Genomic DNA, 26,041 nt, shown 5'->3' on the forward strand with positions numbered 1-26,041 from the left:
GCCCCTGTTTGCAGGGGTTTCGTAGGTGACGTTATGGTGACGTTTTCCTGTTTGGTGCCCGTTCTGTCCGTTTTTGTCGGTTTTGTACTTTTTCTCTCCCTCTGCGCCGGAGGTGTTTCATGACCTGTCACACCTGTCCCCATTATGAAGATGTCATGCGCGGTGTTTACAGTGCCAACCCTTGGCGTGAGTCTCCCTGTGCGAAGTGCAATTTGAATGAGATCGCGCCACATGAAGTTCCCCTGGATGAAGAGCATCCCCCGGCGGAGGCGTTGTCTACTCCCGCTGATGGTACGGATGTGTCCACCTTGCTTCCGGCAGATGTCCTGACGCAGTTTGTTACCGGTTTTCTTTCTCTTCCCCCCGAGCAGCGCGATGTGGTTTCGTTGCGGTATCAGGGTTTGCCGTACAAGGAGATTGCCGCACGTCAGGGTGTGACGACCCAGTGCGTGGAGAAGCGTCATCGCCTTGCTATGCGCGACTGGCCGGTTTTGGAGTCGTTGTTTCCGTTTAAAGTTGCCTGTCGTAACTATCGTCGTTCCCGTAAGCATGAGCAGAAATCCTGCCAGTGAATACACTGTCATGATTTACTGCTGCCAGAACCCGCCCAACCAGCCGTCTTTTGTCATGGCTTCATTCGTACCTCATTCAGCCCTGTCAAAACCCGGCTCGTTGGGCTTCCACGGCCCTGCGGGCGTTCGCGCCTTAGTCGGCTCAGAAATTGAGCCTTCATCCTCATTCATCCGGTCGTACAACCGACCTCCTTATCAGTCGTCCGGTTGTCCGACCTCCTTCATTCGGCTTTCAGTCTCAAATTCTTCGCCTTGGCGCTCATCGGGTGGCGGAACAAGCGCCACACTACGGAGCCCAGCCAGCCGTCTTTTGTTTCCGGTCTGCCTGCTGCTTTCATTCGGAATACCTCATTCCAGCATCCGGCTTACCGTCTCCAAAATCCGGCTCGCTGGTCTCCGCCTCAGTCGGGCTTTAGAACCGTCGGCAGACTGAACAAAGACCGGGTCCCGGTTCCTACGGAACCCCCGTTCTTTGTTCAGACTGCTCTCCGGTTGGCCCTCCCTCGGTTCGCATCCGCTCAGATTGTCGGGTGGCGGAACAAGCGCCACCTTGTCGCCCGTCAAGCGTCCGGGACGGCGCACCGGATCAGCCTTGGCGGGGCAGTACTGTTGACTCGTGCCTCATCAACAGTCCTGCCTGATCCGCCAGCCTGACCGGCACACCGTCATACCGGCCGCTTCACGGGCTCCTACTTCGGAAGCCCGCTGATTCCCGGCACATCATGTGCTGGTCCAGTCCAAGGTGGGGCGACACCTCCGGGGGAGCCGTCTCCCTCTGATCTCCGACCTTTGATCTCTGATCTCTGGCCCATCACATCATGTCCCGGGGCGGACTTCCTCAGGCTCCCCGCCTGTTGGCGGGGCTCCCTCCGGGGGGCGGACTGGCCGCTTCAGTTCCAACGCCATGCTTACTGGAATTCAGCGGCCTTCACAGGCCACTCAATCGCGCTGGGCGCTCAATCGCGGCCGAGGCAGCTTGCAGCGGCGGGCACGTTCACCGGCCATCCAACCCCGGTTCGAATACTCACCGGGGATCGGCAACATCAGGCATAATTGCCCAATTATGCGACGTGTCCTTTGGATTGGCCGGTTCACTCAACAGAACTCGTTCTGTCAGGCCCGCCTCGCGCTCACCGTTCGAGGCTCATCCCTTCGGTCTTCGGAGGTATTGTCTCGTAGCATAAAAGGGGGAGGGCCCCCAGCTCACGGAGGCGGGAAATTGGAGTCTCCAGGCTGAAAACCCAGCCTGATGGTTTTGCAACACCCACCGACAGGCGGCAAACAGGCCATTGCAAAAACCGTCTCAAATTGCCCGCCACCGGCCCCGTGCCCGTCCCCCTCGGCCTACGGCCTCACCCCCTCCCACCCAAAGCTGTCATGCTTTGTGCTGGCTCGTGACCTCGCAGCACAAAACCTGCCAGCCCCTTGATTAGCACAAGTCCAGTGGGTGGGGCTCACTTCAGCGTCAGGCCCTGCGCAATGCGAACCCGGATTCCGGTTGTGCACCCCGCAAGGGGGAGCCAAACCGGCCGGCAGGGCGAACCGCATTCGCCCATCCGACCTCCGGCTAAGCATTGCTCCGAGCCCGCCGCTTCCGTTCACCCCATCAATACTCCGTCGGCGGACAACCACCCACCCGCGTCCGTGAATCGTTGATCATCCGTCATCCGACCTCTGACCTCCGCCTTCTGTCATCCCCTCCCTGGCCGCCGCCGCCGGAAACTCGCCGCAATAGCGGCGCGGCCTACGGCCTCCCCTGCCGGGGGCAAGGTATGTTCCATCAGCAGCCCCTGAACACCTCACGGCGAGATCCGCCGGGCAGAAGCCGCAGGCCCACACACGCGCAAGCCCCGGCGCAACCGCGCTTCGCACGGCTTTCCTCGGAAAATGTGGAAGCGGCTTCCAGCCGCTGGCCCTCTCTTTTTTCCAAGCTCCGGAAATCGGCGGTCCGATTTTTCCAATGCTCGGAAAAAGCAGCCCAAAAAATTCCAACGTCTGGAAAAAGTCCGCTGGATTTTTCCAACCCTCGGAAAAGCGAACCCCCATTTCTTCCAGACCTCGGAAAATGTGGAAGCGGCTTCCAGCCGCTGGCCCTCTCTTTTTCCAACCTCTGGAACGGCGAGCCCTCAAATTTTCCAGTGCCTGGAAATTCGCGTTCATTCGCGCAATTCGCGGTCAGAAATCTTCCAGAGTCCGGAAAGCGAAGCCGAAAATCTTCCAACCTTCGGATGAAATTTTTCCAGACCCCGGAACACCCGCGCCTGCGGGCCGCGGAGGGAGGGGGTGTCCGCAGGACGGGGGTGGGTGGACATCGAAGATGCATCGACTGACTGGAACGATGGAGTCAGCTCTGTTTCAGAATGTTTCACATTCTTGGTTTCCCCCCAGAGGGACCCCCCTTCCAGGCGCGTCGCGGGCGCGCCGCGCCCCCTGTTTCCTATTGATCTGATCAATGCGATGAAACGGTCTGAAACAATATGGCCGTCCGGTTGATTTGGGCTCTTTAGGTAAGGAGACATTATGCCTTTTGAACCCGGACAATCAGGAAACATCGAAGGCCGCCCTAAAGGAATCAAGAGCGGCCGCATGCTCGCGCTCGCTGAGCTCGACTCCATGCTCAAAGACGCGGGCGTCATGGAAACGCTTCGCGACGGTCTCCAGAAGGCACTTGAAAAAGACCCTTCCTGGTTCTTCCGTCGCATCATCATGCCGCTGCTTCCGAGGGAAGCGACGCTCTCACTTGAAAACAACGGAGAGTTCAAATGGAAACTCCTCAAAGATACACTCCCCATCGAGGACAGTCCCGAATACATCTCTCAAAGGCAAGATTCCGCGTTGTCTGCACCGGCAGGCGCTTCGGCAAAACCCTCTGTCTTGCCCGAGAAGTTGCCGAGAAGGGAGTCCTAGATCCCGGGGACTACGGATGGATCGCGCCGACCTACAACGTCGCCGACCGCGGACGCGAAGCATTTCAGCATGCGTTTGACCCCGCCTTCCTGCACTTCAGCGGACGCACCCCGTCGCGGCTTGAATTCACCAGTCCGAACGGCACGAGCCGCGTCTGGTTTCTCTCGGCCGACAACCCCGAAAACATACGCGGCTACGGCTTCAAGGGCATTGTCGTTGATGAGGCGGCGGTGATCCCGCCGGATGTGTGGAACTACATCTTGCGCCCGACCATCGCCCAGACACTGGGCTGGGCCGTGTTCATTTCGACCCCGAAGGGTCGCAACTGGTTCTACGATCTGTTCACCCGCGGCGAAGATCTGCACGAGCCGGATTATGAATCCTTCCGGTTCCCTAGCATCGACAATCCGTTTTTTCCGCCTGAGGAATGGGAGGATGCCAAACGGACGCTGCCGGCCGACGTGTTTCAGCAGGAGTACGAAGCGCAGTTCCTCGAAGACAGCGCCGGAGTCTTCCGCAATGTCTCGTCCTGTTTGTTTCCTCAGAGGGCTATTACCCGCGAAGACCGCGCGGGGGCGGTGGTCATTGGGTGCGATGTGGCCAAGCATACCGACTTTACGGTGCTCATTGCGATGAACCAGCGGACGGGTCGCTGCTTTGAGATGGAGCGTTTCAATCAACTCGATTGGCCGGTTCAAAAAGACCGCATCCTTGAGTTCGCCCGCAAATGGCGCGGGCGGCTTTTGCTCGATGCCACCGGAGTCGGCGATCCGATCTATGATGACCTGGCACGTCGCTACTCCAATATCGAACCGTTCAAGTTTTCCGCTCAGTCCAAAGTGGAACTGGTCCAGCGGCTGATCGTCGCTGTCGAACAGCAGCGGGTGAGCTGGCCCGAAGAATGGCAGGTGCTCACCAACGAAATGCAGCGCTACGAATACGAAATCTCCGCCCGCGGTCGACTAAGCTATAACGCCCCGAGCGGATTCCACGACGACTGCGTGATGGCGCTCGCGCTCGCCAACCACCGTCGCTGGGAAACCCAGTCCGCCGGACCGATGATTCCGCTTGCACCCAAAGGCCGATTCTCGCCCTTCGCCAAACGCCCCCGATCCATGTTCGGCTGAGCTTGTTGCCGCGCAATATGTCCGTTACGCTCGAGGTAGTTTTTCAGAAAAAAGAACTGACGCACAAAAACGTTAGAAAGGAAGAATAATGAAGAAAGTCGCAATCATCCGGTGTCAGCAAACTGAAGACATGTGCCCCGGCAATACCGATTTCAAAGTTGCCAAAGAAGGCAAACTCGCCTTTGAGGAAACTGGCCCCGTCGAAGTCATAGGATTTATGTCTTGTGGTGGTTGTCCAGGAAAACGAGCTATAGCCCGAGCAAAGCTCATGGTTGAACGTGGAGCAGAAGCAATCGTCTTCGCATCCTGCATTTCCAAGGGCAATCCGATAGGTTTCCCATGCCCGCATTATGCCAACATGAGAGATGCCATTATTAAGAAACTTGGCCCAGAAATCCAAATTATTGAATACACTCATTGAGAATTTTTAACAACAACCTGAACCGTATTTCAAAACCGCCGCATCGCTATGGTTTTGAAAACTGGGGAGACCGTGTCGGTCTTATTATTAAGTCATTTTTATCTGCCCCTCAAAATCTGATCCACATCCGACTGCCGGATAAACACCCGCCCGCGCACCCGGCACGGAACCAGCTCCCCGTCCTGCAGCATCCGATCCACCGTCGGCACGGACACATGTAACGCCGCCGCCGCTTCTTTGCGGCTCAGTAGCTTTTCCTGCTCCGGTTCAGGCAGGAACTCTTTTTCGACCAGCATCTCTTCGATGTCCTGAACCGTCAGGTGATGTTCCGTGTACGGCTGAAGCAGAATCACAACCGCTTCCCCGATTTCTTTCGGCACTCTCATGACTTCCCCCTTTCGAAAAACGCTTCCGCTCCTGCCCCGTGCAATCCAGCGGCAGAGCCGCATATTTCACCGGGGCCGGTTGATTCCGCCTCTTTATATAGAGGCAATCAACTATGCGCTACATCTGCTCAACCAAAGACCACGGCTACCGCGACTCCACCAACCCGCTGCGCGGACTCAACATGCAGCGGCTTGTCGCCCTGCAGGAATCCGGCGAACGCGGCGAATACGCCGACTTGATGTGGTTTTACTACTACATGGAACGCTCCGACGCGATGATCCATTCGGTCATCCAGCGGCGCCGGGCCGCGTTGCTCTCTCTCGACTGGGATGTGCGCATCGTTTCGCAGGAAGATGACAACCCGCTTGCTCAGGAACAGGCCGATTTCCTGCGCATGGTCTACGATAACATCGACAACTTCCGCGAAGCCGTCTCATTTCTCTTCACCGGCTTTTTCCGTGGCTTCGCCCACCTCGAAAAGCATTGGAGCCCCGGCGGGCTGATCGAACGGCTGGAGCCGGTTGAACAGTGGTTTTGGGTGCGTGATGGCCTGTTCGGCGATTGGGAATACAACGCCGGAGCCGTGTCCGGTCATCGGCGCGGCGAAACGATCAAGCCGGAAAACTTCATCACCCTTGAAACCGCCGCGCTCGACCGCATCCTCAGCGTTTTGTATCTGCGCAAAAACCTTTCCCAGACCGATTGGGATTCGTTCCTGTCGGTTTACGGCATCCCGTCGATTTTCTTGGTCGGACCGCCCAACGCCGACGACGCCAAACAAAAGGAATATCAGGCCGTCGCCGAGCAGATTCTATCCAACGGGCGAGGATTCCTTCCGCACGAAAGCGATATCAAGTTTGTGACCGGGGGAGGGGAGAAGCCGCCGTTCCATGATCAGATCAAATATCTCGATGAGCAGATCACCATTGCCGCCACTGGCGGACTGCTCACTATGCTTGCCCAGCCCGGCAGCGGAACGCTCGCCGGCAGTGCTCATCAGGACAGCTTCTTGCAGATTGCCAAGTCGGACGCGGTCACCCTTGCGGGTGTTTTGCAGAACGCGATTGACGTTCCGCTGCTTGCCGAATACTTCCCCGGTCAGCCCCCGCTGGCGTACTTTGAATTCTCGCCCGGACTCAATCACGCCACCAGCCAGGTAGTGCAGGACGCCATCGACCTTAAAACCGCCGGTATGCAGATCGATCCCGCCGAACTTTCCGAAAAGACCGGCTACACCCTCACTGAAAAACAATCCGGTTGATTCAGCCTCTTTATATATGAACCTTATTCTAAATCGGTTTTTTGAACTTCCCGAGGACGGCTGGTATCAGCTCGCCCCGCTTGGTGAGTTTCCCCATGCCGCCGCCGGAGTCACCCAGATCATTGACGAGGCCGCTTGCTCTCGGATGGTCGCAACGTTTGAGACAATCAAAAACGCTTCCGATAATTTCCCCGGCCTGCTGATCGACTTCGATCATTTCTCACTCGATGCAGCCAAGCATTCCGAAGCCGCAGGCTGGATCACCGATTTGAAATTGGTACCCAACGGCGGCGGGCTGTTCGCCCAGATCCGCTGGAGCGACATCGGTGAGGCCGCCGTGAAAGGCGGACGCTACCGCTTCCTGTCCCCGGTCTGGGCGAAGTCGGACTGCGAAGACCTTGGAAACGACCGCCTTCGTCCGGTTCGTCTGTTGAATGCTGCCGTAACCAATGACCCCAATTTAAAGGGGATTTTGCCCCTTTCAAACCGCAATTCCGAGAGGCCGGTTGATTCAGCCTCTTTATATAGAGACCCGTTAACTCAAAAGGAGAAAACCATGCAACCTGTCATTGATGCTTTGCTCAATAAACTGAATCTGCCCGCCGATACCGCCGAGGCCGATCTGATCGCCGCCATCGAAAACATGGCCACGGCGGATGAAACTGCTGCGCTCACCAACCGGGCGGAAACCGCCGAAAGCTCGCTCGCCGACCTTCAGACCGCCCAGCTCGAAGCGGACGCCGATGCCTTCCTCGAAGACAACGCCGCCCTCATCGAAAACCGCGACGAAGTCCGCGCTCAGTTTATTGAAAACCGCACCACCACCGAGGCGGTATTCAAAAACCTCAAGGCTCCCAACCCCGATACTCCCACACCCACCGACCCCCATACTTCCCATGCCCGCCCGCAGCCTCTCCACAACCGTGCTTCAAAGGTTGCAGCGACCCGTAACCGTGACGCCGCCGCCTCTGAATCCAAGGCGGTCAAAATCCGCAATCGCACGTCCGAAATCATGAAAACGGAAAGCATCGGCTACCCCGCCGCCTTCCGCCGCGCCGAACAGGAATTCACTGACTAACCGAACCGTACGGGCAATCCTCGTGGCTGCCCATAATTTAAACACCACCCAGGAGAAATAAAATGAGTCAATCAAATGTAAAATTCGGTCCCGTCCCGTTCAACTGCGGCGAAGATCTCACCGCGGCCAACGACCACCTTGTGGTCCTCGGCCATTCCACCGGAACCCCGCAGATGACTCTGCCGGCTACCGAAACCGACAACGCGTTTTACCTCGTGCTCGAAGGAGCCGCCGCCGGTGAAACCGGCTACTTCCTTCCGGTGACTGCCGCCGCCAATGTCCGGCTCCCGCTCATCGGAACCTGTAACCCGGGCGATACGCTCGTGCTGGCCGATCCGGCCGTCGAAGGACAGCCCGGCAAGGTGACCGTGCTTCCCGAGGCCGCCGGGACCTACCGCGCCGTTGCCATCGCGGAAGAGCAGGGCATCGACACCCAGCTCGTGCTCGCCCGTCCCGCCAACCTCGGAACCATCACCGTAACCGAATAAATGTAAGGGCATCCCTCGTGGGTGCCCAAAAATAGGAGAAAATCATGTCTAGACTCACCACCATCAGTTCCAGCCCGATGCTCCGCCAGTTCGCGCAGGGTGCCGCACAAAGCGCCATCATGCCCGTGGCGGACTTCATCGCTCCGACCATCGAAGTCCCGACTTCGACCGGGCGGTTCAAGAAATACACCGAGAAGCACCGCTTCCACATTCCGAAGACGCTCCGTACGCTCGGAGGTCGCGCGTCCGAACTGCGCTTCGAAGTGACGGATAAAACCTTCAACTGCGAACCGCACGCTCTCGATTATCCCGTGGATAATCTCGAGCAGCTCGAAGCCGAAGGCCTCGAAAACATGCTTCGTGAAGGTGCGGTTGCCGTGGCCGAAGTCGCCGCGCTCGCTCACGAAAAAACCGTGATCGATCTTGCGGTTGATGCGGTCGGCCCCGGCACCGATGCCACCTGGAACGATGCCGCCGATCCGGTTGCCGACATTGATGACTCGATCCTCGACGTCATCAAAGCCTGCAAATACGGCTCGCTCATGAACATCGGGGTGCTGTTCGGTGCATCCGCATGGAACGTGTTCAAGAATCAGGCCAAGGTTCGCGGACGCTTTGTCGTCGGCAGCGGTGCCCGCAGTGGGGTGGGGCTGGCCGTCCCGACGCAGGCCAACGTTGGCGAAATGTTCATCGGTTCGCCCGAAGTGCGCACCAGCTACATGGTCTTCGACGATGCGCCCGAGGGCATCGACGAGGAAGTCAAATTCCTGCTCGACAGCGCCGTGCTCGTCTTTGCCCGCAAAGCCCAGCCGACCCGCCGTGATCCGTCCTTCATGAAGACCTTCCGTCTCATGAACCAGTTCATGGTTCCCGGCTCCTACCAGCGCGACGACGGCCGCGTCGAAGTCGCCAAGTTCGACTGGTCCGAAGATGTCCAGGTCTCCAACGCCAACGCTGCCAAGCGCATCAACGTCTCCGCCAGCTAAACAGGGTGGGGCCTGCCCCGTGGAGTCTTACTCCACCGGGGTGGGTCGCCTTTAACGATTTGAACCTGCAACGATTTCAACGGTAAAACCCATGGACGCCGAAGACTATTGGACGACGCTAACCAGCGAGTACACGCGCAACCGCATGAGTCCTCAGCTTGCGGCTGACTTCGCCGCATGGATCGCTGAAGACTGGACCCGTGAAGGCCGCGTTGCGGATCACAACCAGATGGTCACCCATGAATTTCGGGGAGCGCTTCGGTCTAATAACTGGCTGGTCGATGAATCCTCCGAGCTGTCCATCCCGCGGTCCTGCGTGCGTCATGCGCTGTCCATTGTCTTCTTCGAGTTGCGCAAGGATATGGGCATTGCTCAGACCGAATCCGAAAATATCGCCGCTACCCGCGCCGACATCTTTTTGCGCAACATCTGGACCGGCAAAGTCAAGGCGTCGCTTGTCTATCACGAACAAACCCCCACATTCAAAGGAGCTGCCCAATGAACAGCCTTCACTCTCTGGAAAGCGGCACAGTCTCCGTCACCAACACGCAGAAACATGCGTCCTGGGTGCCGGTTGCCGTCCTGTTCCGCTTTGATGCGCCGGTTACAGGAACCGTGACCATCACCCGTACCACCGGAGAAACCGTCTTTCAACTGGCAACGGTTGAGCTGGCTGATAATCAGTCCGCAGCCTGGATTCCCGAAACGGATTATAGGTTTCACATAAACGACGTGTTCACCGTCACCTCGACGGCCACCAACGGCACCGTCGAAATCATCCGAAAGGCCGCCCAATGACAACTTCATGGATACTCGACGGCCAGACGGCCGGTTCTGTTCCCGCCAGCGGCGGCGCCGAGCTGCTGGTCGATCTGAAACTTAACAGCAGCGGCGGCTCTCCGTTTCTTATGGGCCAGTCTACCTACGTCGGGTGCGGATTGTTTAAACCGGCCGTTGTTTCCGACCCTCAAAGCTGCTGGGCATCAGATGCGTTTACAGCTCCGAGTGACGGCGTGTATGAGTTCGTTGTTGAGGGCGCTGATTTACAGCAAATCGTCACAACCTTGTTCGTTCCGACTGATCCGTTTGGCTGCGGTGTCATGATTAACGACACCTTCATCTATTACTCCTCAGCACCCGGCACCAGTGATGCCGGCGACCCGATCGCAACGCAGTTTTGCATTCAGCTTGAACTGTCTCAGGGCGATACCTGCAAGATCGTATCCCTTACCCGATGGATTCTCTTTCACAACCCGCATCCGGTATATACAGACGTTCACGCGGGGCCGGCAGACAGCAAAATCAGGATCTACAAATGCGCGATCTCGTAAACCAGAGAGACAGGACTGCGGAAAAAGAGTTTCTTGCCCGCCTGTGCGTCATCGGTTCGTTCCCGCGCTCCGGCTCGCACTGGACGCGCCGGATGATTGCCGAAATCATTTCCCTGCGCACTGGAATTTCTGCTACGTTCGGACATTCCTTAAACAAGCTGGCCGGGTTTACCCAGGCAGTGAACGTGGGCAACTGGAAGGATCATAAAGATCCGATCCTCTGGGCGGCCCACGATTTACGGATTGCCCCTGATCATTGGAAAATCTATCTGCGCCGCGACTTTGAAGAGGTGTTCCGCTCCACACAGAAAGCGGAAACAGAACTGCCGGATTGCTGGTGGGGCGGCAGCCGGGATGAGTGTTTCAGAAAATGGAAGCGCCACGTTGCGGTCGGATGCTCCCGCGCCAAATTGGTCGTTGATTACAACATGACCCGCGCCAACCCCGAAACGACCGTCCGCGCAATCTGCGAGGTTCTGGAAATGAACCCGACCGATGAAGAGGTCGCCCGCGCCCTGTTCGCAGGTCGCCGCGAAAACATGCTCAAGGAGCAGGCCGATGCGGAACATTTAACCTGGTCGATGGTGAACACGGAGGATGCATATGAAAATTGTTGAAACAGGATTTGGTAAATGGAAGAAGGGCGGGCAGTTCTACAAAATCGCACCGTCTGCCGGACAGACATTGGCGCAGATGCGGGCCGAAGCCGAGGCTGCCGGCTATTCGCTGGTTACGCCGTCTGCACTGGAAAAGGCGGCCATGCTCAAAAAGCGCGAGATTGCATCCGCCCGCTACGACGCCGAATTTGCGGGCTTCACCGACCCGGCCAGCGGCCTGTTCATTCGAACCGACGAGCGCACCCGCTCTCTGCTCACCGCCGCCAAGCTTCGCGCTCAGGCCAATGCTGCATACCTCGTCGAAAACTGGAAAACCGCAGACGGCTCATTCATTACGCTCGATGCGCCGACCATCATCGCGCTCGAAGCCGCCGTGCACGACTTCATCGAAGCCCAGTTCGCCAAAGAGGCGGCACTCGTCACCCAGATCGACTCCGCCACCACCACCCAAGAGGTCAACGCCATCACTTGGTAGGGCGTGCCCGCCGGGCGCGCCGCTTTTTCGCCAGGCTCCATGCCCCATGCGCTCTGCACCTTCAACCCTTCAACCTTTAACGATTTTAACGGTATCGCCATGCGCTTACTACAGTATGAGGGAATCAGTAATTTGAGTCGCGCCACCCGGTTCTTCACATGGAGCCGCACCACGCACACCGCCATCGAATTCGATGACGGGCGTGTCTGCGAAGCCTGGAAATGCCCGGAGCAGGACGGGGTACGCATCGTCTCATCGCTCCATGCGCAGCACACCCCCGGAACCATCGTAAAAGCCTATCACCTGCCGGAGCTGTCCGCCATGCAGGCCGAAGACTTCATCTCATGGCTGATCGGGCAGGAGGGCAAGCCGTACGCCTTTTGGGGCGGCATCACCCGCTTTCTCACCCGCCGCGACCCGCAACCCTACAACCCGCAAACCTTCCGCATCGAAGACTACGACCCGAAAAACTGGTTCTGCAGCTGTTTGGCCTTTGCCGGCCTCATGCATGTTGACTTCAAACTCCTCGACCGCATCCCCCCGTGACGCGTCTCCCCCGGCCACATCAACCTCTCCCCCCGCCTCAAACTCGATGAAATCATTCGCACAGGTGGAGCGGACTCTCCGAGGACGCTTTCTGTAGGCCGTGTGCCCTCACGCGGCGCTCTTAAACCTGCGGTGACAACATGACCAAAACCCCCAACAACCACCAACCGGCAACAAACAACTGCGGCAGCAAGCTGCCGGACGGTTGCCAGCAGCGCTTCGACCGAATCGATGAGAAATTGGAGTCTATCCACACTCAGGCCAGCAAAACCAATGGCCGCGTCACCAAACTGGAAAAGTGGAACCTAGTCTTTCTAACCAGCCTGATCGTTCTGCTCTCCACCAATCCGACCGGCCTGATCACCGTGCTGAAAACCATCACGTCCTGGATTCGATAAAGATGTGTCGCCGGTATCACCACCGCTCTGCTGTGTAAAAAATGAATCTGCTGCGGTTCGCGACTTCCAAGGGTTGGAAAAATACGGTAGATGTTTTCCGATGTTTGGAAATTACGATACAGAACAGTTGCGGGAGCTGATTCGCGGGGGCGAAGGGCTGACACTGGAATTCAAGACCTGCCGCAGTGCGATCAACCGCGATGTGTACGATACCGTCTGTGCGTTTCTCAACCGTCATGGCGGTATCATTCTGCTTGGGGTGGAAGACGACGGCAACCCGGCGGGAGTTGACCCGACGGCCATTGATCAAATCCGAAAGGATTTTGTAACGGCAATCAATAACCCGCAGAAAATCAGCCCGCCCACCTATCTTTCCATTGCTGAAACCGAGCTGGACGGAGCCAAACTGCTGCATGTCTATGTTCCGGAGAGCTCGCAGGTTCATCGCTGCAATGGCCGAATTTACGACCGCAACGAAGATGGCGATTTGGACATTACGAACCACACGGCGCAGGTTGCCCGGCTGTATCAGCGCAAACAGGCAACCTACAGCGAAAATAAGGTCTATCCGCACATTCAGATTGAAGACCTCCGGGCCGACCTGATTGAGCGCTGCCGGAAACACGTCCGGATTAATCGTAAAAATCATCCGTGGGTGGAAATGGACGATGCGGAGCTGGTCAAAAGTGCTCAGCTCTACCAGACCGACCCAGAAAGCGGCAAGCAGGGCGTAACACTGGCCGGAGTTATGCTGCTTGGAACTGATTACCAGATATTGCAGGCATGTCCTGCACACCGTACCGACCTGATTCTGCGTAAAGTCAATGTGGATCGCTATGATGACCGCGACCTGGTTCGCACCAACCTGATCGACAGCTACGACCGGATTCTCGACTTCATCCGCAAGCACCTGCCCGACCCGTTCTATCTGGAAGGAACGGATCGAAAAAGCCTGCGCGAAGCCATCTTCCGCGAAGTGGCGTCTAATCTGCTGATTCACCGTGAATATGCCAGTGGCATTCCTGCTCGACTCGTGATCGAATACGGCAAAGTCACCTCCTTTAACGCCAACCGCCCACATGGATTTGGCGCGCTCGACCCTGAAACCTTTGCGCCGTACCCGAAAAACCCCGTCATCGGCGCATTCTTCCGGGAGATTGACCGGGCCGATGAACTCGGCTCCGGCATGCGCAACATGGTGCGTTATGGAAAAACCTATGGCGGAACCGATCCGCAGCTCATCGAAGGCGATGAGTTTAAAATGATCATCAGTGTCCCGGAATTTGAGGAAAAAGGGGCAGGGCAGAGTTCACCCACAGTGTCGGGGAAAACGTCGGGGAAAACGTCGGGGAAAATTTTAAAATTTGTCGGGGAAAACGGACAAATAACGATTCCTGAATTGGCTGAAACGATTGGGGTTACAGAGCGTTCAGTAGAGCGGGCAATTCAAAAATTACAGATGCAAGGTTTATTAAAGCGTATCGGTCCCGCCAAAGGTGGCCGATGGGAAGTCGCGGGCAAAGAGTGATTGCCGGAAGTGCTTAAATTGTTGTTTGCAACACTGCGAAAACTCAGACCACAAGACTGTTATGGTGAGTGAAATATTCTGAAAACTTCGGGGGAGACTTCAGGTTTTAGTAAAAATCAAACGGGGCTCCTGCCCGGAACCCCGCTTGGAATATTTATCTTTGAATCATGCGGCTAATTGGGCTTCGATTTCGGCCAGCCGTCGAAGAATTGCAGCCTTCTCTAAATCCTCACCGTATTCGAGGAGCCCGCGTATTTTCTTGAGCAGCTCTTCTTCCTTGCCCGCCATTGCCTCCGGCGGCGGCTTGGTGACTGCGACCTCTGCCTCCTGTCCCCCGGTCAACATCTTGGGCATGGCGGTTTCGAGTGCCGTCTTGAACGCCTCCTTGCCGGGCCGGAAATAGTGTTTCAGCACCACATCAACCGTGGAGTGACCCGTCACCCGCCGAACCAGCTCCATCGGCACACCGGCCGACAGCGCCATCGTAATCCATGTCGTACGCAGCGAGTGGAATCCTTTAATAGAAGCCTTCTGCATTCCGTCAGAGCGATCGACGAGTGTCTCAATATCTGCCGCTTTGAGAACCTGTTTGACCCGCCACGACATACCGAAATTCTTTTTTTCATAAAGGGCTGCAACCTCCGGAAACACGTATTCACTTTTATGCGGCTGTTTGTCGATTTCCTCGCGCAGGATCGGGAATAGGGGGATCTCGGCGGTTTCACCCGTCTTGGAGGTCGTCACCGTGATGAACCTCTCCTGTAGGTCAACATCCGTCCATTTCAGCCGGCAGCAGTCGCCCTGGCGCATGGCCGTGCACATCCCTACCAGAAAAACCGGTCGCATGATTTTATCGGCGTGTTTCAGGATTTCATTCAGTTCTTTTTGGGTGAACGGCTGATGATGCACCGTCGTTTTGATCTTGGTCGGGCATCCCGCAAACGGATTGCTGATGATTCCGCCATGAATGCCGACCTTTTGAAACAGCCCTTTGAGCAGGTGCAGTTTGTCGTTGTAGGTGGCGGCGGCATAGCCGGACTCTTCCAAATGCCGGAGCCAGTGTTCAGCGATGCGCGGTGTTACCTGTCCCAGTGTGCGGACTGCCGGGTATTCTTTTTCGATGAATTCCCGAAACTTGCGGAGCGTACCGCACTGATTCTTTTCCCACAGAGCCGACCGTTTGCGGCGCTGGGGTAGGTTTTTCCAAACCTGTTCGATGTCTTTGAGTTCGACCTGCCGGACATCTTCACCCGCTTTAATCTCATAGAGCTCCTGCAGGTGGTGTGAAGCCGACTTTGTGCTTCGGGCATCTGCTTTCAACTCATCCAGCTTGAGCTGTGCTTTCATCCGTGAGCGCTCGAAAGGCACATCACTGACTTCTTTCAGGGATGCGGGAATCGTTCCTTCGATTGCGACTCCCAAATTCGTGAAGTGCCGCTTGCCGTCGATAATGAAATCTCCGTACCACCATTTTGATCGGATTGAACCGTCTTTTCGCCGAGTAATTTGCAGTCCCATTTGTTGCCTCCTGATTCCGATTTAATTTGCAACCCCCTTAACCAAAGAGGGCGAATCAACCGGGCAAAACAGAAGTTTTCACAGAACACCGCCTTGCCCGGCGCAGAATCAGGAAACAAAAAACTCCTAACCGATTGATTAGGAGCTATTTAGGTGGTCGGGGTGACATGATTCGAACATGCGACTTCTACGTCCCGAACGTAGCGCTCTACCAGGCTGAGCCACACCCCGCTTCTCAACGGAAAGCGCGACATTGTAAGCAGATCGTTTTAAATGGCAAGCGTTAGTTTTGCCAATAAGCAAGAAACTCGATATTTCCTTTGGGGCCCTTTATAGGAGAGGTGGCCAGTCCCAGCCATTCGAGACCCAGTTCTGCGGTTCCGAAGTTCCGAACCTTGGAGATAACCGCTTTGTGAATTGCGGGGTCGGTGATGACGCCGCGGCCTTTGTCGACTTCTTCCTTGCCGGCCTCAAACTGCGGCTTGATCAGAGATACGATTTGTCCCCCCGGTTTGAGCAGTTCTTTGACGGCAGGAAGGATTTTGGTCAAGGATATGAATGATGTGTCGATGGATGCAAAGTCGGCTGCCTCCGGAATATCCTGAGCAGTCAGATAACGGGCATTGACTCCTTCCATGACCACGACCCGGTCGTCTTCGCGCAGTTTCCAGTGCAGCTGTCCTTTGCCGACATCCACTGCATAGACTTTCACGGCTTCGTGCTGCAGCATGCAGTCGGTGAAGCCACCGGTGGAGGAGCCGATGTCGAGGCAAACTTTGCCGGTCAGGTCGAGGTCGAATGCCTGAACAGCTTCTTCGAGTTTTTCCCCGCCGCGGCTGACAAACCGTTCGCTTTGTTTGATTTCGATTTCGTGATCGGTTGTTACCGGGTGTCCGGGTTTCGGGGCAGGCTGTCCGTCGATGAGGACCTGTCCGGCGAGCACCAGCCGTTTTGCTTTTTCACGGCTTTCTGCTAGCCCTCTGTCTACGAGCAACTGGTCGAGTCTGATCTTTTTCATATCTTTGAAGTCGGTCGGGCGAGAAATTTGATTTCGCTTGTTGTACTGGAGATATGTCTGAAGATAGCATGAGCTCACTTTTTTGCACGCACTTATGAGGAGATCAAAGGCATGAAGTTTGTCATATCCATTTCGCTGTTGTTTTTTGCGTTGACCGCATTTTGTGATCTGCCGATTTTGAATACTTCCTTTCATAAAGAACCGCTCGAGGCGGTTCAGTCTCATGCCCGTCAAAACCAGCCGGAGGCCCAGTTGGAGCTGGCGTTGCGGTATTATGCCGGGTATCAGGTAGAGAGAGATCCTCGGTTGGCTTTTGAATGGATGTCCAGAGCCGCAGGTCAGGAGAATGCCGATGCTCAGTTCTTGCTGAGTCGTATGTATGCCGAGGGAGTCGGTACGGAAGAGGATCGGGAACAATCCGAAGCGTGGTTCGCGAAAGCGATTGCTGCCGACCCGCAAAACAAAATGCTGATTGAGCACTACGAAGTCATAATTGAGGGAAAAGAGGATGATTCGACCGCAAAAAATAAATTTTTGAAAGTTTGTTCGGATGCTGGTTATCTTCCGGCAGAGGCCGCGCTCCGTGAGCCGGAAGCTCTCGAGATGTGCGCTCGGGGGAATTACCGGGCAGCTGTTGGGGTTTTTCAGGAACTGGCGGATCAAAACAGTCCGGCGGGAATGTGCCGGCTTGCTGATATGTATGCAAAAGGGTTGGGCGGATTGCCTGAAGATTTCGTGGAAGCATTTGATCTGTATTCCAAGTCAGCTGGGGCCGGATATGCAGAAGCTCAGTTTGCTCTGGCGTCGATGTATGAAGATGGAATCGGGGTCGATCGGGATTTGGTAATGGCTGCGAAGTGGTATGAAAAAGCTGCCCGGAATGGCGTTGCAGACGCTTTATGCAAGGTGGGTGATGCTGAGTTTGCTTCGGCTGTGCGCTGGTTCGGGAAAGCCTCTCTGACGCCGGACGATGAAATGGCTCAGTTCGATAGCATGAAGCATTACAAGCGGGATCTTTCTTCTGCAATCGCATCATACCGAAAAGCTGCAGCAGGCGGCAGTGCTGGGGCACAATATATGCTGGGGCGCTTACATGCTTCCGGGGAAGGGGTGGTAAAGGATTTTGATCAGGCTTTGGAATTTTATAAGCAGGCCGCTGGGCAGAATCATGCAGACGCTCTTTTTTACATCGGCTTGATGTATCACGCGGGACTGGGAATTTCCCCCAATGCTGAAAAGGCAATATTCTTCTATCAGAAAGCGGCTGAACGGGGATCTCGAGCAGCAATGTTTTATCTTGGAAACTGCCATTTCTTCGGATATGGCGTCGAGCAGCATGCACGGAAAGGAACGGAGTTTTACCGGGATGCACTTCAGGATGTTTCTGTTGATTCGGAGGACTCAACTCTGCTGAATGATATCTGGGTTTTTCGGGCGGCCCGTGAGTATGCAGTCATTCTCTGGCGTAAAGCCGCTGTGGAGAACGATGCTGCATTGGCGGTAAAGTGGATGAGTCTGGCCGCGCGCAGTGGGGATTCTTTCGCGCGTGAGATGCTCGTGGAGATGATGTCCGGCAACCGAAGCTTCTCCGGTGTCGGAGACGGGGTTGCTGATATCGCAGGGGCTGCTGTGGATCCTCGGAAAGATGCAGGCGCAAAGCGGCGGGACGTTCTCTTCCTGTTTCCTTACCTGCAACAGGATGTTCGGGAAATTTATCCCGGTTTTGACCCCCCGCATGTGATTACAACAGTGATGGCGCGCGGAGAAACCCGCAGTGTTACCGGCGGTTCTCTTTGGGAGCTGGCGGTTAAGTATCGCCGGCCGGACGCTCGCAGGACGGTTGGGCTTCGAGGGATACTGCTGGTAGGTGCAGAGTTTGAAGATACCGAAACCGGGGAAACATTCTGGGCCTATAATAAAATCGAAGACAACGGTCCTGTTTTCAGCGGCGAAACTTTCATTGACGCATCCCTGTTTGTAGACATCGGTGGGCACTCGAATCTTCGTTTGGGAAACTGGACGGTGACTTATGGGCATTTGCCGGATCGAAACCGCAGACTGCTGGCCGTCATCGATGAGCAGAAAAAATCCAAATCGGCCGGAACGATTGAGGAAATGGCTTCCAGAAACCGTTTCACGGTCGAACTTGATTCGCGGATAATCACTACAATTGATATTGATGCGAAATTTCCGGGCGGCATTGAAGATCCCAACGGCGGCGGTGATTCCGGCTCTGATGACGACAATGGCCTTTTGGATTCCATTCTTGGGACCGTTACCGGCGGTTGAGGGGTGTGTAGCGCTATGCCAGGGCTGTACGTCCATATTCCGTTTTGCATACGCAAGTGCGATTACTGCGCATTCTATTCGGAAGTTTCCGCGGATAGGAATAGGCAGCAGCGGTTTTTCCAATCTTTGGAGAAAGAACTGGGCAGCCTTCCGGCGAACTTCGTTCCGGAAACTGTTTTTATCGGCGGCGGCACGCCGACCGCGCCGGATTTCCAAGCCTTGGAAAAATTCTTCCCGATGTTTGTGAAATTCTCTCCGCTGGAGTTTTCGGTGGAAGTTAATCCGGGCACGGTGGATGTTGCGAAACTTTCCTTATTAAAGAGAATCGGAGTCAACCGGCTTTCGATCGGTGTGCAGTCGTTCGAGTCCCGATGTCTGGAAACTCTTGGAAGGATTCATTCGGCGGAGCAGGCCGACGAGGCGTTCCGCCGTGCGCGTGCTGCTGGGTTTGACAATATCAGTATAGACCTGATGTTCGGCATTCCGGGCCAGACGATGCAGGCGCTCGACGCTGATCTAGACCGGGCGCTGGCGTTCGGGCCGGAGCATATTTCGATCTATAATCTGATGTACGAAGAGGGTACGCCGCTCCTTGAGCGCAATCCGGTCCGGCTTGATGAGGAGATGGAGCGCGAAATGTATGATCATATTCGTGAGCGCCTCAAAGAGGCCGGCTTCGAGCATTATGAGATTTCCAACTTCGCGAAGCCGGGATTTGAGTGTCGCCATAACCTGCTTTACTGGACAGGCGGTGAATACATCGGTTGCGGCCCGGCGGCTCATTCGCATTGGAACGGAACACGATGGGCGAATGCTGCAGACCTGGACGATTACTGCGTTTATGGTCCGCGACGCGAGTTCGAGGAAACCCTCGATCCGGTCGCCAAGGAGCGTGAGACGCTGGTGATGGGGCTGCGTCTGATCAATGGTGTTGATGTCGATCCGACGCTCTTTAAAAAGCTGCAATGCACCTTCCAGTCATTGGAAAATGAGGGATTGCTGGAGATTGATGGGTGCCGGGTTCGCCTTTCGGAGGATGCGTTGTTTGTGAGCGATGCGGTGTTTGCTGAATTGATCTGATATTCCGCTTGCCAAGAGAAGGTCCTGTGCGTAAATTACGCCCTCTTTTGAACTAATTTTGTGAGGTAAGAGTTATGGCTAAATGTGCAGTAACAGGAAAAGGTACGACTTCGGGCCGCCGGATTGTTCGTAAAGGTCTGTCTAAAATGAAGGGCGGTATCGGTCTTCACGTAACCAGCGCAACAAAACGTAAATTTAAGCCCAACCTGCAGCGCATTCGCGTTCGCGATGAAAACGGCACGGTGAAACGTGTATGGGTTTCAGCTAAGGCGATTCGTTCCGGCGCGGTTAAAAAAGCCTAAGAAGAATTTCTTCTGTTTGTTTGAACCGGTCCTTTTAAAGGGCCGGTTTTTTTGTGGAGAATGCTGGGTGTTGCCTGCCGGTCGCCGTCAATACACATATGCATCTACTAGAGCGGATAACGGTTGAGATACCGTATTGCGTTCTCAGGATTGGCTCATAGAGCCGGTGTTGCAATGTAGAGTCGGCTCTGTGGGCTGAAAAGAGAAACGGCATTAACTTCGTAAACTGCTGTAATCAAAAAAGGCATAAAAAAACGCTCTTCGTTTCCGAAGAGCGTTTGGGTTGCCGGAAGCAGAGCTTTTACCAGCTGGCTTTGGTCATTCCGGGGATGAGCCCCTCGGATGCCATTTCACGCAGGGTGATGCGGGACAGCCCGAATTTGCGATAAACCGCACGTGGACGTCCAGTGACGCGGCAACGGTTCATGATGCGGGTGGGGTTGGCATCGCGCGGAAGTTTACGCAGTTTGGCGTAAGCAGCCTGCATGTCTTCATAGCTGGTTTCCGGATTGAGAATGATCGCTTTGAGCTCCATACGTTTAGCATAGTGCTTGTTTGCGAGCTTAATGCGCTTCTCATTTTTAGCAATTGCGCTCTTTTTAGCCATAAATTGGTTCCTCGTTTGTTTTGCGAAATGGGGATAAAACAGGAAAAGCCCCCTGCGTGCAACTATTTTCTATAGATAAGTTGAGGTTGCGAAATGTTTGGCAGATAGGCAGAATACGCCTTCTTTTTAATCATTTTCATTGGAGTTTTTTTTCTTATGTGCGGGGTTGTGGGATATGTCGGAGCAGGGCAGGCGGCGCCGGTTTTGATCGACGGGCTTCAACGACTGGAGTATCGCGGATATGATTCTGCCGGTATTGCGGTGGTTGATAACGGACGGATCTCTTCCAGCAAAGAGGTGGGGCGATTAGTGAATCTGGAGCAGGTGCTGGAAAGAAATCCAGTGCGCGGGTGCTGTGGAATCGGACATACCCGATGGGCCACCCACGGAGCTCCGTCGCAGGCCAACTCTCATCCTCATTTCAGTTCGGACGGTGCAGTGTCGGTCGTGCATAACGGAATTATTGAAAATTACGCTGAGTTGCGCGATGAACTGCTGGCCCAGGGGCATACGTTTCTGTCACAGACGGATACAGAGGTGATTCCTCATCTGATTGAGCAGTTCCTGAGGGACGGAGCGGAATCTCCGGAGGTGGCATTCCGTTGTGCATTGCAGAAATTGCGCGGAGCTTATGCGCTGGGCGTGCTTTTCCAGACAGAACCTGACACGGTGTATTGTGCGCGTTCCGGCAGCCCTCTGATTATCGGACTGGGCAAAGATGAAAATTTTATTGCCAGCGATGTGCCGGCGATTATCAATCGCATTTCGGAAGCGATCTATCTCAATGATGGGGAGATGGCGGCCCTGCGTGCGGATCGCGTGGAGGTTTCTACGATTGATGGACAGCCGGTAAGCCCGGATATCAAGCCGATTACTTTCGAGGCCGAGGCCGCCGAGCATTCCGGGTTTGAAACGTTCATGCTGAAGGAGATTCATGAACAGCCGCGCATCCTGCGTGCATTGCTTGAAAAACATGTATCCTCAGAGGGGCAGGTTTTGCTTCCGGACGGACTGAGCAGCGATTATTTCCGCAAGCTGAATCGGATTATGATTGTTTCCTGCGGAACAGCCTATCATGCAGGGATGTACGGCAAGCTGTTGATGGAGAACCTGACCGGTATTGCTGTTGAGACGGATTTGGCCAGTGAATTTCGGTATCGTGACCCGAAGATTGATCCCGGTACGCTGGTGATTGCTGTGTCGCAGTCCGGAGAGACTGCGGATACGCTGGCCTCGATTCGGATGGCCAAGGACTGGGGCTGCAGAATTTTTTCGATCTGTAATGTAGAGGGATCTTCGGTTGTGCGGGAGAGCGATGCGGTCTTTTTGACGGAATGCGGTCCTGAAATCGGTGTGGCTTCGACCAAGGCCTATACAGCACAGCAGATGGCGTTTGCATTGCTTACATTAAGTATCGCGTCGGCACGTGGCAATCTGAGCCCGGCGGAACTCAAGGTTTATCTGGATGACTTAAGGGACGTTCCGGACGCGGTTCATTATGTGATCCGGCAGAAAGAGCTGATCCAGAAGATCGGTGAAAAACATCATGATGGCCCCAGTTCACTGTATCTGGGACGGCGGTTTAACTATCCCACGGCGTTGGAAGGCGCTTTGAAAAACAAAGAGATCTCCTATCAGCATGCCGAGGGGTATGCTGCCGGAGAAATGAAGCACGGGCCGATTGCCTTAATTAATGAGTCGCTTCCGGTTGTTTGCATCTGCACCCAAACCGCCGATGAGGTCTATGAAAAGATGCTTTCCAATATTAAAGAGGTGGAAGCGCGCAATGGGCGTATTATCGCTGTGGCCTCAGAGGGGGACTCCGAGCTGGCTAAATTATCCGATGATGTAATTTATGTGCCCGCAGTGCGCGATGAGTTTTCTCCTATGGTGAATGTGGCGGCATTGCAGCTGTTGGCCTACTATGCCGCCCGGGCTCGCGGGACGGATATTGACAAGCCGCGCAATCTTGCAAAAAGCGTGACGGTTGAATAAAACCGTCGATAGGCTGGAATCAGGGGGAGACCGGCTTTTTTCTTGAACAGAGCCTTCTGGGATTCGTAGACTCCCCGGCTCTAATTTTTGAAGGGGGAATTTTTATGTCGAAAATGGAAAAAATTGGTAAAGCGGATATCAAGCTTAATGACACCACTCTGACGTGTCCGGTTTACGAAGGGTCAGAAGGTGAGAGAGCCATTGATATCGGCAAGCTCCGTAAAGAAACCGGAATGATCACCTATGACCCCGGTTTTGTGAATACCGGCAGCTGTTCCAGCTCTGTTACATTTATTGATGGAGAAAAAGGAATTCTGCGCTACCGCGGATATGATGTGGATGATCTGGCCGAAAACTGCGAGTTCATCGAAGTGGCCTATTTGCTGATTAACGGTTCGCTGCCTACTCGGGAAGAAAAAGCAAAATATACAAACCTGCTGAATCAGCATTCGCTGATTCACGAAGATATGATTGAGTTTTTCCGTCATTATCCGGAGCACTCTCATCCGATGGCGGTGCTGTCTGCCATGGCGGTTTCTCTTTCTTCATTTTATCCGGAGATGAGTGAAAATCATAAAGAAGAACTGAGCATGACGGTCACGCGCCTGCTGTCGAAGCTTCGCACAATTGCTGCTTTTTCCTACAAAAAATCCATCGGAGAACCGATCGTTTATCCGCGTCACGACCTCAGATACTGTGAAAACTTTTTGAACATGATGTTCAACTCTCCGGTTTGTGACATGCCATATAATGATACGATGACCGAGTCTTTGAACAAACTGCTTATTATTCACGCGGACCATGAGCAGAACTGTTCTGCATCGGTTGTGCGCGGAGTCGGCAGCGCCGGCGCCAACCTGTATGCGGCGATTTCCGGCGGGATCTGTGCGCTGTGGGGGCCGCTGCACGGAGGTGCCAATCAGCACGTCATCGAAATGCTCGAAAATATCATGGAAGAGGGCGGCAATATCGACAAAGTGCTCGAACGCGCCAAAAGCAAACGCAGTCCGTTCCGCCTGATGGGCTTTGGCCACCGCGTCTACAAATCCTACGACCCGCGCGCCAAAATCGCCAAAGCGCTCTGTAAAGAGGTTATGGCATCGCTCAACAAGCATGATCCGCTGCTCGATCTCGCTATGGAGCTCGAAGAGAAAGCGCTGGCGGACCCATACTTCCAGGAGCGCGGTCTGTATCCGAACGTCGATTTCTACACCGGACTGACCTATCGTGAGATGGGCATCCCGACCAATATGTTCACCGTAATGTTTGCCATCGGCCGCCTGCCGGGATGGATCGCCCAGTTTATGGAAATGAGAAAAGATCCGCATGGACGCATTTCCCGCCCGCGTCAGATCTACACGGGCCCCAGCGTCCGCAAGGTCGTTCCGATTGATCAACGATAATTTTACAACCGTCCGTATGAAAAACCAGAAGAGAGGCGGGGATCAGTCCCTCGCCGACACAAAGGAACTGGAGTTCCTGGAAAATATTGCCCGCCGGCTTCCGGAAGACGAAGGCGTCCTTCGTGCATTGGCTGACCTGTACACGAAAACCGGTGACTACGCGGAAGGGTTGCGAATCGACGAGCGGCTCAGCCATCTGTGTTCCGAAGATCCGCTGGTCTGGTATAATCTCGGGTGCAGTCTGGCGCTGGTGGAACGGAAAGAGGATGCCCTCGAAGCGCTGAGCCGTGCTTTGGAACTGGGCTATGACGACTATGAGTGGATGAAAAAGGACGGCGATCTGACTTCGCTGCATGGCGATGCCCGTTTCGAATCCATGCTGGAATGGATTTATAACACGTTTGTGCAGATGCCCGAAAATTAGCCGGAAATAATTGCCCTGGTTTTTCAATCATCGTAAGCTCCAAAATCGTATTTATCGGAGGAAACCGGCTATGCGCAAATCGTTAATCTGGGCTTTGTCACTGATCGCACTCTGCGTGCTTTTCTTTATTTTTACCGACGGAAAAACCACCGTCGAATTTTTTTCCTATTCATGGAAGCTTGAAACATCCATTGCCCTGCTTGGCTTTACCGGGATTGGGATTGTCATAGGAGCGCTGCTTAAATGAGCGCTGAAAACAGGGTCGCCGTCGATGCAGTCATTCATCCCGGATGCCGGATCCTGAATTCATCAATCGGGCCGGGATGCGAGCTGGGTGCAGAAGCTCCGGTGACCCTCAAAAACTGTCGACTGGGCCGAAATGTAAAACTCAAAGGCGGATATTTTGAAGGCGCGGTATTTCTCGACGGCTCCAATATGGGCAGCGGAGCGCATGTGCGCGCCGGAACCATCCTCGAAGAAAAAGCCAATGGCGCCCATACTGTCGGACTTAAACAGACGGTGCTTCTGCCGTTTGTCACTCTCGGAAGCCTCATCAACTTCTGTGATGTGCTCATGGCCGGCGGCACCAGCCGTAAAGATCATTCCGAAGTCGGCTCGTCCTATGTCCACTTTAACTTTACACCCAACCAGGACAAAGCCACTGCCTCGCTTGTCGGCGATGTGCCGCGCGGCGTCCTTTTGAACCAAAAACCGGTTTTTCTCGGCGGACAGGGCGGACTGGTCGGCCCGAGCCGCATCGAATACGGCAGCATCATCGCTGCCGGCGGCATCTGTCGCAAAGATATTCTTCAGGAAGGCCAGCTGTATGTGCCGCCAGCGCCGGTTGAAAAAATGAAACCTTTTGAGCCGGGCCGCTACGGAAACATCGACCGAATTGTTCAAAACAACCTTATCTACATCGGAAATATCAAAGCCCTTAAAGCCTGGTACGAAAATATTCGCGTTCTCTTCATTCGCGACGAATATGATCAGGTCTGTCTGGACGGCGCGATCGCTAATCTGGACCTGATTCTCAACGAGCGTTTCCAACGCTTGGAAAAACTGGGTGAAAAAGTTCCCGCGGTTGGAAGAAATCTTGCGGAAAATTCCAAGAATTGGAAAGCGCCGGTCGAGACTGTCGCCAGCGCCAGTCTGATGAGTGAAATCGAAAAAGCGGAAAGAACCGATTATGTTAACGTGATCCAGAACCTGAGCCAAGGCGCACAGTTCGCCGCCACAGCCTGGTTGCAGGGCATTGTCAATGAGTCGATGATTTAGAGGAA

The 26,041-nt window shown here is 54.9% G+C and carries 29 protein-coding genes and 1 tRNA gene; 24 read left to right on the forward strand and 6 right to left on the reverse strand.

Going from position 1 to position 26,041, the window contains the following annotated elements:
- The first annotated feature begins 119 nt into the window (after window positions 1-119).
- Complete coding sequence (locus GT409_RS10475) at window positions 120-572, forward strand: RNA polymerase sigma factor (RefSeq protein WP_160629040.1); 453 nt, start codon at window positions 120-122, stop codon at window positions 570-572.
- A gap of 2,156 nt (window positions 573-2,728) precedes the next feature.
- Here GT409_RS10475 and GT409_RS10480 read toward each other — a convergent pair.
- Window positions 2,729-2,941, reverse strand: a complete 213-nt coding sequence (locus tag GT409_RS10480; RefSeq protein WP_160629041.1) for a hypothetical protein — start codon at window positions 2,939-2,941, stop codon at window positions 2,729-2,731.
- A 151-nt stretch (window positions 2,942-3,092) separates the two neighbouring features.
- Here GT409_RS10480 and GT409_RS15920 point away from each other — a divergent pair, with 151 nt between their 5' ends.
- From GT409_RS15920 to GT409_RS10490, 3 genes are all read left to right on the forward strand, one after another.
- Complete coding sequence (locus tag GT409_RS15920; RefSeq protein WP_233231530.1) at window positions 3,093-3,479, forward strand: hypothetical protein; 387 nt, start codon at window positions 3,093-3,095, stop codon at window positions 3,477-3,479.
- Complete coding sequence (locus GT409_RS10485; protein ID WP_233231656.1) at window positions 3,380-4,606, forward strand: terminase large subunit domain-containing protein; 1,227 nt, start codon at window positions 3,380-3,382, stop codon at window positions 4,604-4,606. Before GT409_RS15920 ends, GT409_RS10485 begins: the two co-directional genes overlap by 100 nt.
- 88 nt (window positions 4,607-4,694) lie before the next feature.
- Complete coding sequence (locus tag GT409_RS10490; RefSeq protein ID WP_160629043.1) at window positions 4,695-5,027, forward strand: CGGC domain-containing protein; 333 nt, start codon at window positions 4,695-4,697, stop codon at window positions 5,025-5,027.
- A gap of 98 nt (window positions 5,028-5,125) precedes the next feature.
- Here GT409_RS10490 and GT409_RS10495 read toward each other — a convergent pair whose 3' ends face one another.
- Window positions 5,126-5,413: a helix-turn-helix domain-containing protein gene (locus tag GT409_RS10495; protein WP_160629044.1), complete on the reverse strand. Its 288-nt coding sequence runs from the start codon at window positions 5,411-5,413 to the stop codon at window positions 5,126-5,128.
- Between the two features lie 113 nt (window positions 5,414-5,526).
- Between GT409_RS10495 and GT409_RS10500 the strand changes: the two genes are divergently transcribed.
- The 12 genes from GT409_RS10500 (at window position 5,527) to GT409_RS10555 (ending at window position 14,122) form a co-directional block, all read left to right on the forward strand.
- Entirely contained in the window at window positions 5,527-6,675 is a 1,149-nt protein-coding gene (locus GT409_RS10500) for a phage portal protein family protein (RefSeq protein ID WP_160629045.1), read from the forward strand.
- Window positions 6,676-6,691: 16 nt separating this feature from the next.
- The gene (locus GT409_RS10505) at window positions 6,692-7,753 is read left to right on the forward strand and encodes a phage protease (RefSeq protein ID WP_160629046.1); all 1,062 of its coding nucleotides are present in this window, start codon (window positions 6,692-6,694) and stop codon (window positions 7,751-7,753) included.
- A gap of 62 nt (window positions 7,754-7,815) precedes the next feature.
- Entirely contained in the window at window positions 7,816-8,241 is a 426-nt protein-coding gene (locus GT409_RS10510; protein WP_160629047.1) for a hypothetical protein, read from the forward strand.
- Between the two features lie 44 nt (window positions 8,242-8,285).
- Entirely contained in the window at window positions 8,286-9,227 is a 942-nt protein-coding gene (locus tag GT409_RS10515; protein ID WP_160629048.1) for a hypothetical protein, read from the forward strand.
- Between the two features lie 91 nt (window positions 9,228-9,318).
- Complete coding sequence (locus GT409_RS10520) at window positions 9,319-9,729, forward strand: hypothetical protein (RefSeq protein WP_160629049.1); 411 nt, start codon at window positions 9,319-9,321, stop codon at window positions 9,727-9,729.
- The gene (locus GT409_RS10525; protein ID WP_160629050.1) at window positions 9,726-10,025 is read left to right on the forward strand and encodes a hypothetical protein; all 300 of its coding nucleotides are present in this window, start codon (window positions 9,726-9,728) and stop codon (window positions 10,023-10,025) included. The genes GT409_RS10520 and GT409_RS10525 overlap by 4 nt, the downstream gene beginning before the upstream one ends.
- Window positions 10,022-10,558: a hypothetical protein gene (locus GT409_RS10530; protein WP_160629051.1), complete on the forward strand. Its 537-nt coding sequence runs from the start codon at window positions 10,022-10,024 to the stop codon at window positions 10,556-10,558. Before GT409_RS10525 ends, GT409_RS10530 begins: the two co-directional genes overlap by 4 nt.
- Window positions 10,543-11,175, forward strand: coding sequence for a hypothetical protein (locus GT409_RS10535; RefSeq protein WP_160629052.1), 633 nt, complete (start codon window positions 10,543-10,545; stop codon window positions 11,173-11,175). The genes GT409_RS10530 and GT409_RS10535 overlap by 16 nt, the downstream gene beginning before the upstream one ends.
- The gene (locus tag GT409_RS10540; RefSeq protein WP_160629053.1) at window positions 11,162-11,650 is read left to right on the forward strand and encodes a DUF4376 domain-containing protein; all 489 of its coding nucleotides are present in this window, start codon (window positions 11,162-11,164) and stop codon (window positions 11,648-11,650) included. Before GT409_RS10535 ends, GT409_RS10540 begins: the two co-directional genes overlap by 14 nt.
- Before the next feature lie 99 nt (window positions 11,651-11,749).
- Window positions 11,750-12,196 carry a C40 family peptidase gene (locus GT409_RS10545; protein ID WP_160629054.1) on the forward strand — a complete coding sequence of 149 codons (447 nt, stop codon included), beginning with the start codon at window positions 11,750-11,752 and terminating at the stop codon, window positions 12,194-12,196.
- 140 nt (window positions 12,197-12,336) lie between these two features.
- A complete protein-coding gene (locus GT409_RS10550; protein ID WP_160629055.1) occupies window positions 12,337-12,594 on the forward strand; it encodes a hypothetical protein in 258 nt (85 codons plus the stop codon).
- Window positions 12,595-12,694: 100 nt separating this feature from the next.
- Entirely contained in the window at window positions 12,695-14,122 is a 1,428-nt protein-coding gene (locus GT409_RS10555; RefSeq protein WP_160629056.1) for an RNA-binding domain-containing protein, read from the forward strand.
- Between the two features lie 165 nt (window positions 14,123-14,287).
- On the opposite strand, the gene GT409_RS10560 is transcribed toward GT409_RS10555, so the two are convergent.
- The 3 genes from GT409_RS10560 to GT409_RS10570 form a co-directional block, all read right to left on the reverse strand.
- Window positions 14,288-15,640, reverse strand: coding sequence for a tyrosine-type recombinase/integrase (locus GT409_RS10560; RefSeq protein ID WP_160629057.1), 1,353 nt, complete (start codon window positions 15,638-15,640; stop codon window positions 14,288-14,290).
- A gap of 154 nt (window positions 15,641-15,794) precedes the next feature.
- Window positions 15,795-15,871, reverse strand: a tRNA-Pro gene (locus GT409_RS10565).
- A 52-nt stretch (window positions 15,872-15,923) separates the two neighbouring features.
- Window positions 15,924-16,658 carry a TlyA family RNA methyltransferase gene (locus GT409_RS10570; protein ID WP_160629058.1) on the reverse strand — a complete coding sequence of 245 codons (735 nt, stop codon included), beginning with the start codon at window positions 16,656-16,658 and terminating at the stop codon, window positions 15,924-15,926.
- 111 nt (window positions 16,659-16,769) lie between these two features.
- Here GT409_RS10570 and GT409_RS10575 point away from each other — a divergent pair, with 111 nt between their 5' ends.
- From GT409_RS10575 to rpmB, 3 genes are all read left to right on the forward strand, one after another.
- Window positions 16,770-18,947, forward strand: coding sequence for a tetratricopeptide repeat protein (locus tag GT409_RS10575; RefSeq protein ID WP_160629059.1), 2,178 nt, complete (start codon window positions 16,770-16,772; stop codon window positions 18,945-18,947).
- 15 nt (window positions 18,948-18,962) lie between these two features.
- Window positions 18,963-20,027 (forward strand): radical SAM family heme chaperone HemW, encoded by a 1,065-nt coding sequence (gene hemW / locus GT409_RS10580; protein WP_160629060.1) that lies wholly within the window; start codon window positions 18,963-18,965, stop codon window positions 20,025-20,027.
- A 74-nt stretch (window positions 20,028-20,101) separates the two neighbouring features.
- Complete coding sequence (rpmB, locus tag GT409_RS10585) at window positions 20,102-20,329, forward strand: 50S ribosomal protein L28 (protein WP_160629061.1); 228 nt, start codon at window positions 20,102-20,104, stop codon at window positions 20,327-20,329.
- 301 nt (window positions 20,330-20,630) lie between these two features.
- On the opposite strand, the gene rpsN is transcribed toward rpmB, so the two are convergent.
- On the reverse strand, window positions 20,631-20,936 hold the full coding sequence (gene rpsN / locus GT409_RS10590) for a 30S ribosomal protein S14 (protein WP_160629062.1): 306 nt from the start codon (window positions 20,934-20,936) through the stop codon (window positions 20,631-20,633).
- A gap of 156 nt (window positions 20,937-21,092) precedes the next feature.
- Here rpsN and glmS point away from each other — a divergent pair, with 156 nt between their 5' ends.
- The 5 genes from glmS to GT409_RS10615 all read left to right on the forward strand — a co-directional run bounded on the left by glmS (window position 21,093) and on the right by GT409_RS10615 (window position 26,036).
- Window positions 21,093-22,931: a glutamine--fructose-6-phosphate transaminase (isomerizing) gene (gene glmS, locus GT409_RS10595; RefSeq protein ID WP_160629063.1), complete on the forward strand. Its 1,839-nt coding sequence runs from the start codon at window positions 21,093-21,095 to the stop codon at window positions 22,929-22,931.
- 104 nt (window positions 22,932-23,035) lie between these two features.
- Complete coding sequence (locus tag GT409_RS10600) at window positions 23,036-24,334, forward strand: citrate synthase (protein WP_269844920.1); 1,299 nt, start codon at window positions 23,036-23,038, stop codon at window positions 24,332-24,334.
- Between the two features lie 16 nt (window positions 24,335-24,350).
- On the forward strand, window positions 24,351-24,758 hold the full coding sequence (locus GT409_RS10605) for a TPR end-of-group domain-containing protein (RefSeq protein ID WP_233231531.1): 408 nt from the start codon (window positions 24,351-24,353) through the stop codon (window positions 24,756-24,758).
- A gap of 70 nt (window positions 24,759-24,828) precedes the next feature.
- The gene (locus GT409_RS10610) at window positions 24,829-25,005 is read left to right on the forward strand and encodes a hypothetical protein (protein WP_160629064.1); all 177 of its coding nucleotides are present in this window, start codon (window positions 24,829-24,831) and stop codon (window positions 25,003-25,005) included.
- On the forward strand, window positions 25,002-26,036 hold the full coding sequence (locus GT409_RS10615) for a UDP-N-acetylglucosamine pyrophosphorylase (protein ID WP_160629065.1): 1,035 nt from the start codon (window positions 25,002-25,004) through the stop codon (window positions 26,034-26,036). Before GT409_RS10610 ends, GT409_RS10615 begins: the two co-directional genes overlap by 4 nt.
- Window positions 26,037-26,041 lie beyond the last annotated feature (5 nt).

Source organism: Tichowtungia aerotolerans (assembly GCF_009905215.1).
Lineage (GTDB): Bacteria > Verrucomicrobiota > Kiritimatiellia > Kiritimatiellales > Tichowtungiaceae > Tichowtungia > Tichowtungia aerotolerans.

Bases quoted from the DNA above. Each gene is read 5' to 3' on its own strand.
- GT409_RS10475 (WP_160629040.1), top strand. From the start codon at position 120: ATGACCTGTCACACCTGTCCCCATTATGAAGATGTCATGCGCGGTGTT.
- GT409_RS15920 (WP_233231530.1), top strand. From the start codon at position 3,093: ATGCCTTTTGAACCCGGACAATCAGGAAACATCGAAGGCCGCCCTAAA.
- GT409_RS10490 (WP_160629043.1), top strand. From the start codon at position 4,695: ATGAAGAAAGTCGCAATCATCCGGTGTCAGCAAACTGAAGACATGTGC.
- GT409_RS10495 (WP_160629044.1), bottom strand. From the start codon at position 5,413: ATGAGAGTGCCGAAAGAAATCGGGGAAGCGGTTGTGATTCTGCTTCAG.
- GT409_RS10500 (WP_160629045.1), top strand. From the start codon at position 5,527: ATGCGCTACATCTGCTCAACCAAAGACCACGGCTACCGCGACTCCACC.
- GT409_RS10505 (WP_160629046.1), top strand. From the start codon at position 6,692: ATGAACCTTATTCTAAATCGGTTTTTTGAACTTCCCGAGGACGGCTGG.
- GT409_RS10510 (WP_160629047.1), top strand. From the start codon at position 7,816: ATGAGTCAATCAAATGTAAAATTCGGTCCCGTCCCGTTCAACTGCGGC.
- GT409_RS10515 (WP_160629048.1), top strand. From the start codon at position 8,286: ATGTCTAGACTCACCACCATCAGTTCCAGCCCGATGCTCCGCCAGTTC.
- GT409_RS10520 (WP_160629049.1), top strand. From the start codon at position 9,319: ATGGACGCCGAAGACTATTGGACGACGCTAACCAGCGAGTACACGCGC.
- GT409_RS10525 (WP_160629050.1), top strand. From the start codon at position 9,726: ATGAACAGCCTTCACTCTCTGGAAAGCGGCACAGTCTCCGTCACCAAC.
- GT409_RS10530 (WP_160629051.1), top strand. From the start codon at position 10,022: ATGACAACTTCATGGATACTCGACGGCCAGACGGCCGGTTCTGTTCCC.
- GT409_RS10535 (WP_160629052.1), top strand. From the start codon at position 10,543: ATGCGCGATCTCGTAAACCAGAGAGACAGGACTGCGGAAAAAGAGTTT.
- GT409_RS10540 (WP_160629053.1), top strand. From the start codon at position 11,162: ATGAAAATTGTTGAAACAGGATTTGGTAAATGGAAGAAGGGCGGGCAG.
- GT409_RS10545 (WP_160629054.1), top strand. From the start codon at position 11,750: ATGCGCTTACTACAGTATGAGGGAATCAGTAATTTGAGTCGCGCCACC.
- GT409_RS10550 (WP_160629055.1), top strand. From the start codon at position 12,337: ATGACCAAAACCCCCAACAACCACCAACCGGCAACAAACAACTGCGGC.
- GT409_RS10555 (WP_160629056.1), top strand. From the start codon at position 12,695: ATGTTTGGAAATTACGATACAGAACAGTTGCGGGAGCTGATTCGCGGG.
- GT409_RS10560 (WP_160629057.1), bottom strand. From the start codon at position 15,640: ATGGGACTGCAAATTACTCGGCGAAAAGACGGTTCAATCCGATCAAAA.
- GT409_RS10570 (WP_160629058.1), bottom strand. From the start codon at position 16,658: ATGAAAAAGATCAGACTCGACCAGTTGCTCGTAGACAGAGGGCTAGCA.
- GT409_RS10575 (WP_160629059.1), top strand. From the start codon at position 16,770: ATGAAGTTTGTCATATCCATTTCGCTGTTGTTTTTTGCGTTGACCGCA.
- hemW (WP_160629060.1), top strand. From the start codon at position 18,963: ATGCCAGGGCTGTACGTCCATATTCCGTTTTGCATACGCAAGTGCGAT.
- rpmB (WP_160629061.1), top strand. From the start codon at position 20,102: ATGGCTAAATGTGCAGTAACAGGAAAAGGTACGACTTCGGGCCGCCGG.
- rpsN (WP_160629062.1), bottom strand. From the start codon at position 20,936: ATGGCTAAAAAGAGCGCAATTGCTAAAAATGAGAAGCGCATTAAGCTC.
- glmS (WP_160629063.1), top strand. From the start codon at position 21,093: ATGTGCGGGGTTGTGGGATATGTCGGAGCAGGGCAGGCGGCGCCGGTT.
- GT409_RS10600 (WP_269844920.1), top strand. From the start codon at position 23,036: ATGTCGAAAATGGAAAAAATTGGTAAAGCGGATATCAAGCTTAATGAC.
- GT409_RS10605 (WP_233231531.1), top strand. From the start codon at position 24,351: ATGAAAAACCAGAAGAGAGGCGGGGATCAGTCCCTCGCCGACACAAAG.
- GT409_RS10610 (WP_160629064.1), top strand. From the start codon at position 24,829: ATGCGCAAATCGTTAATCTGGGCTTTGTCACTGATCGCACTCTGCGTG.
- GT409_RS10615 (WP_160629065.1), top strand. From the start codon at position 25,002: ATGAGCGCTGAAAACAGGGTCGCCGTCGATGCAGTCATTCATCCCGGA.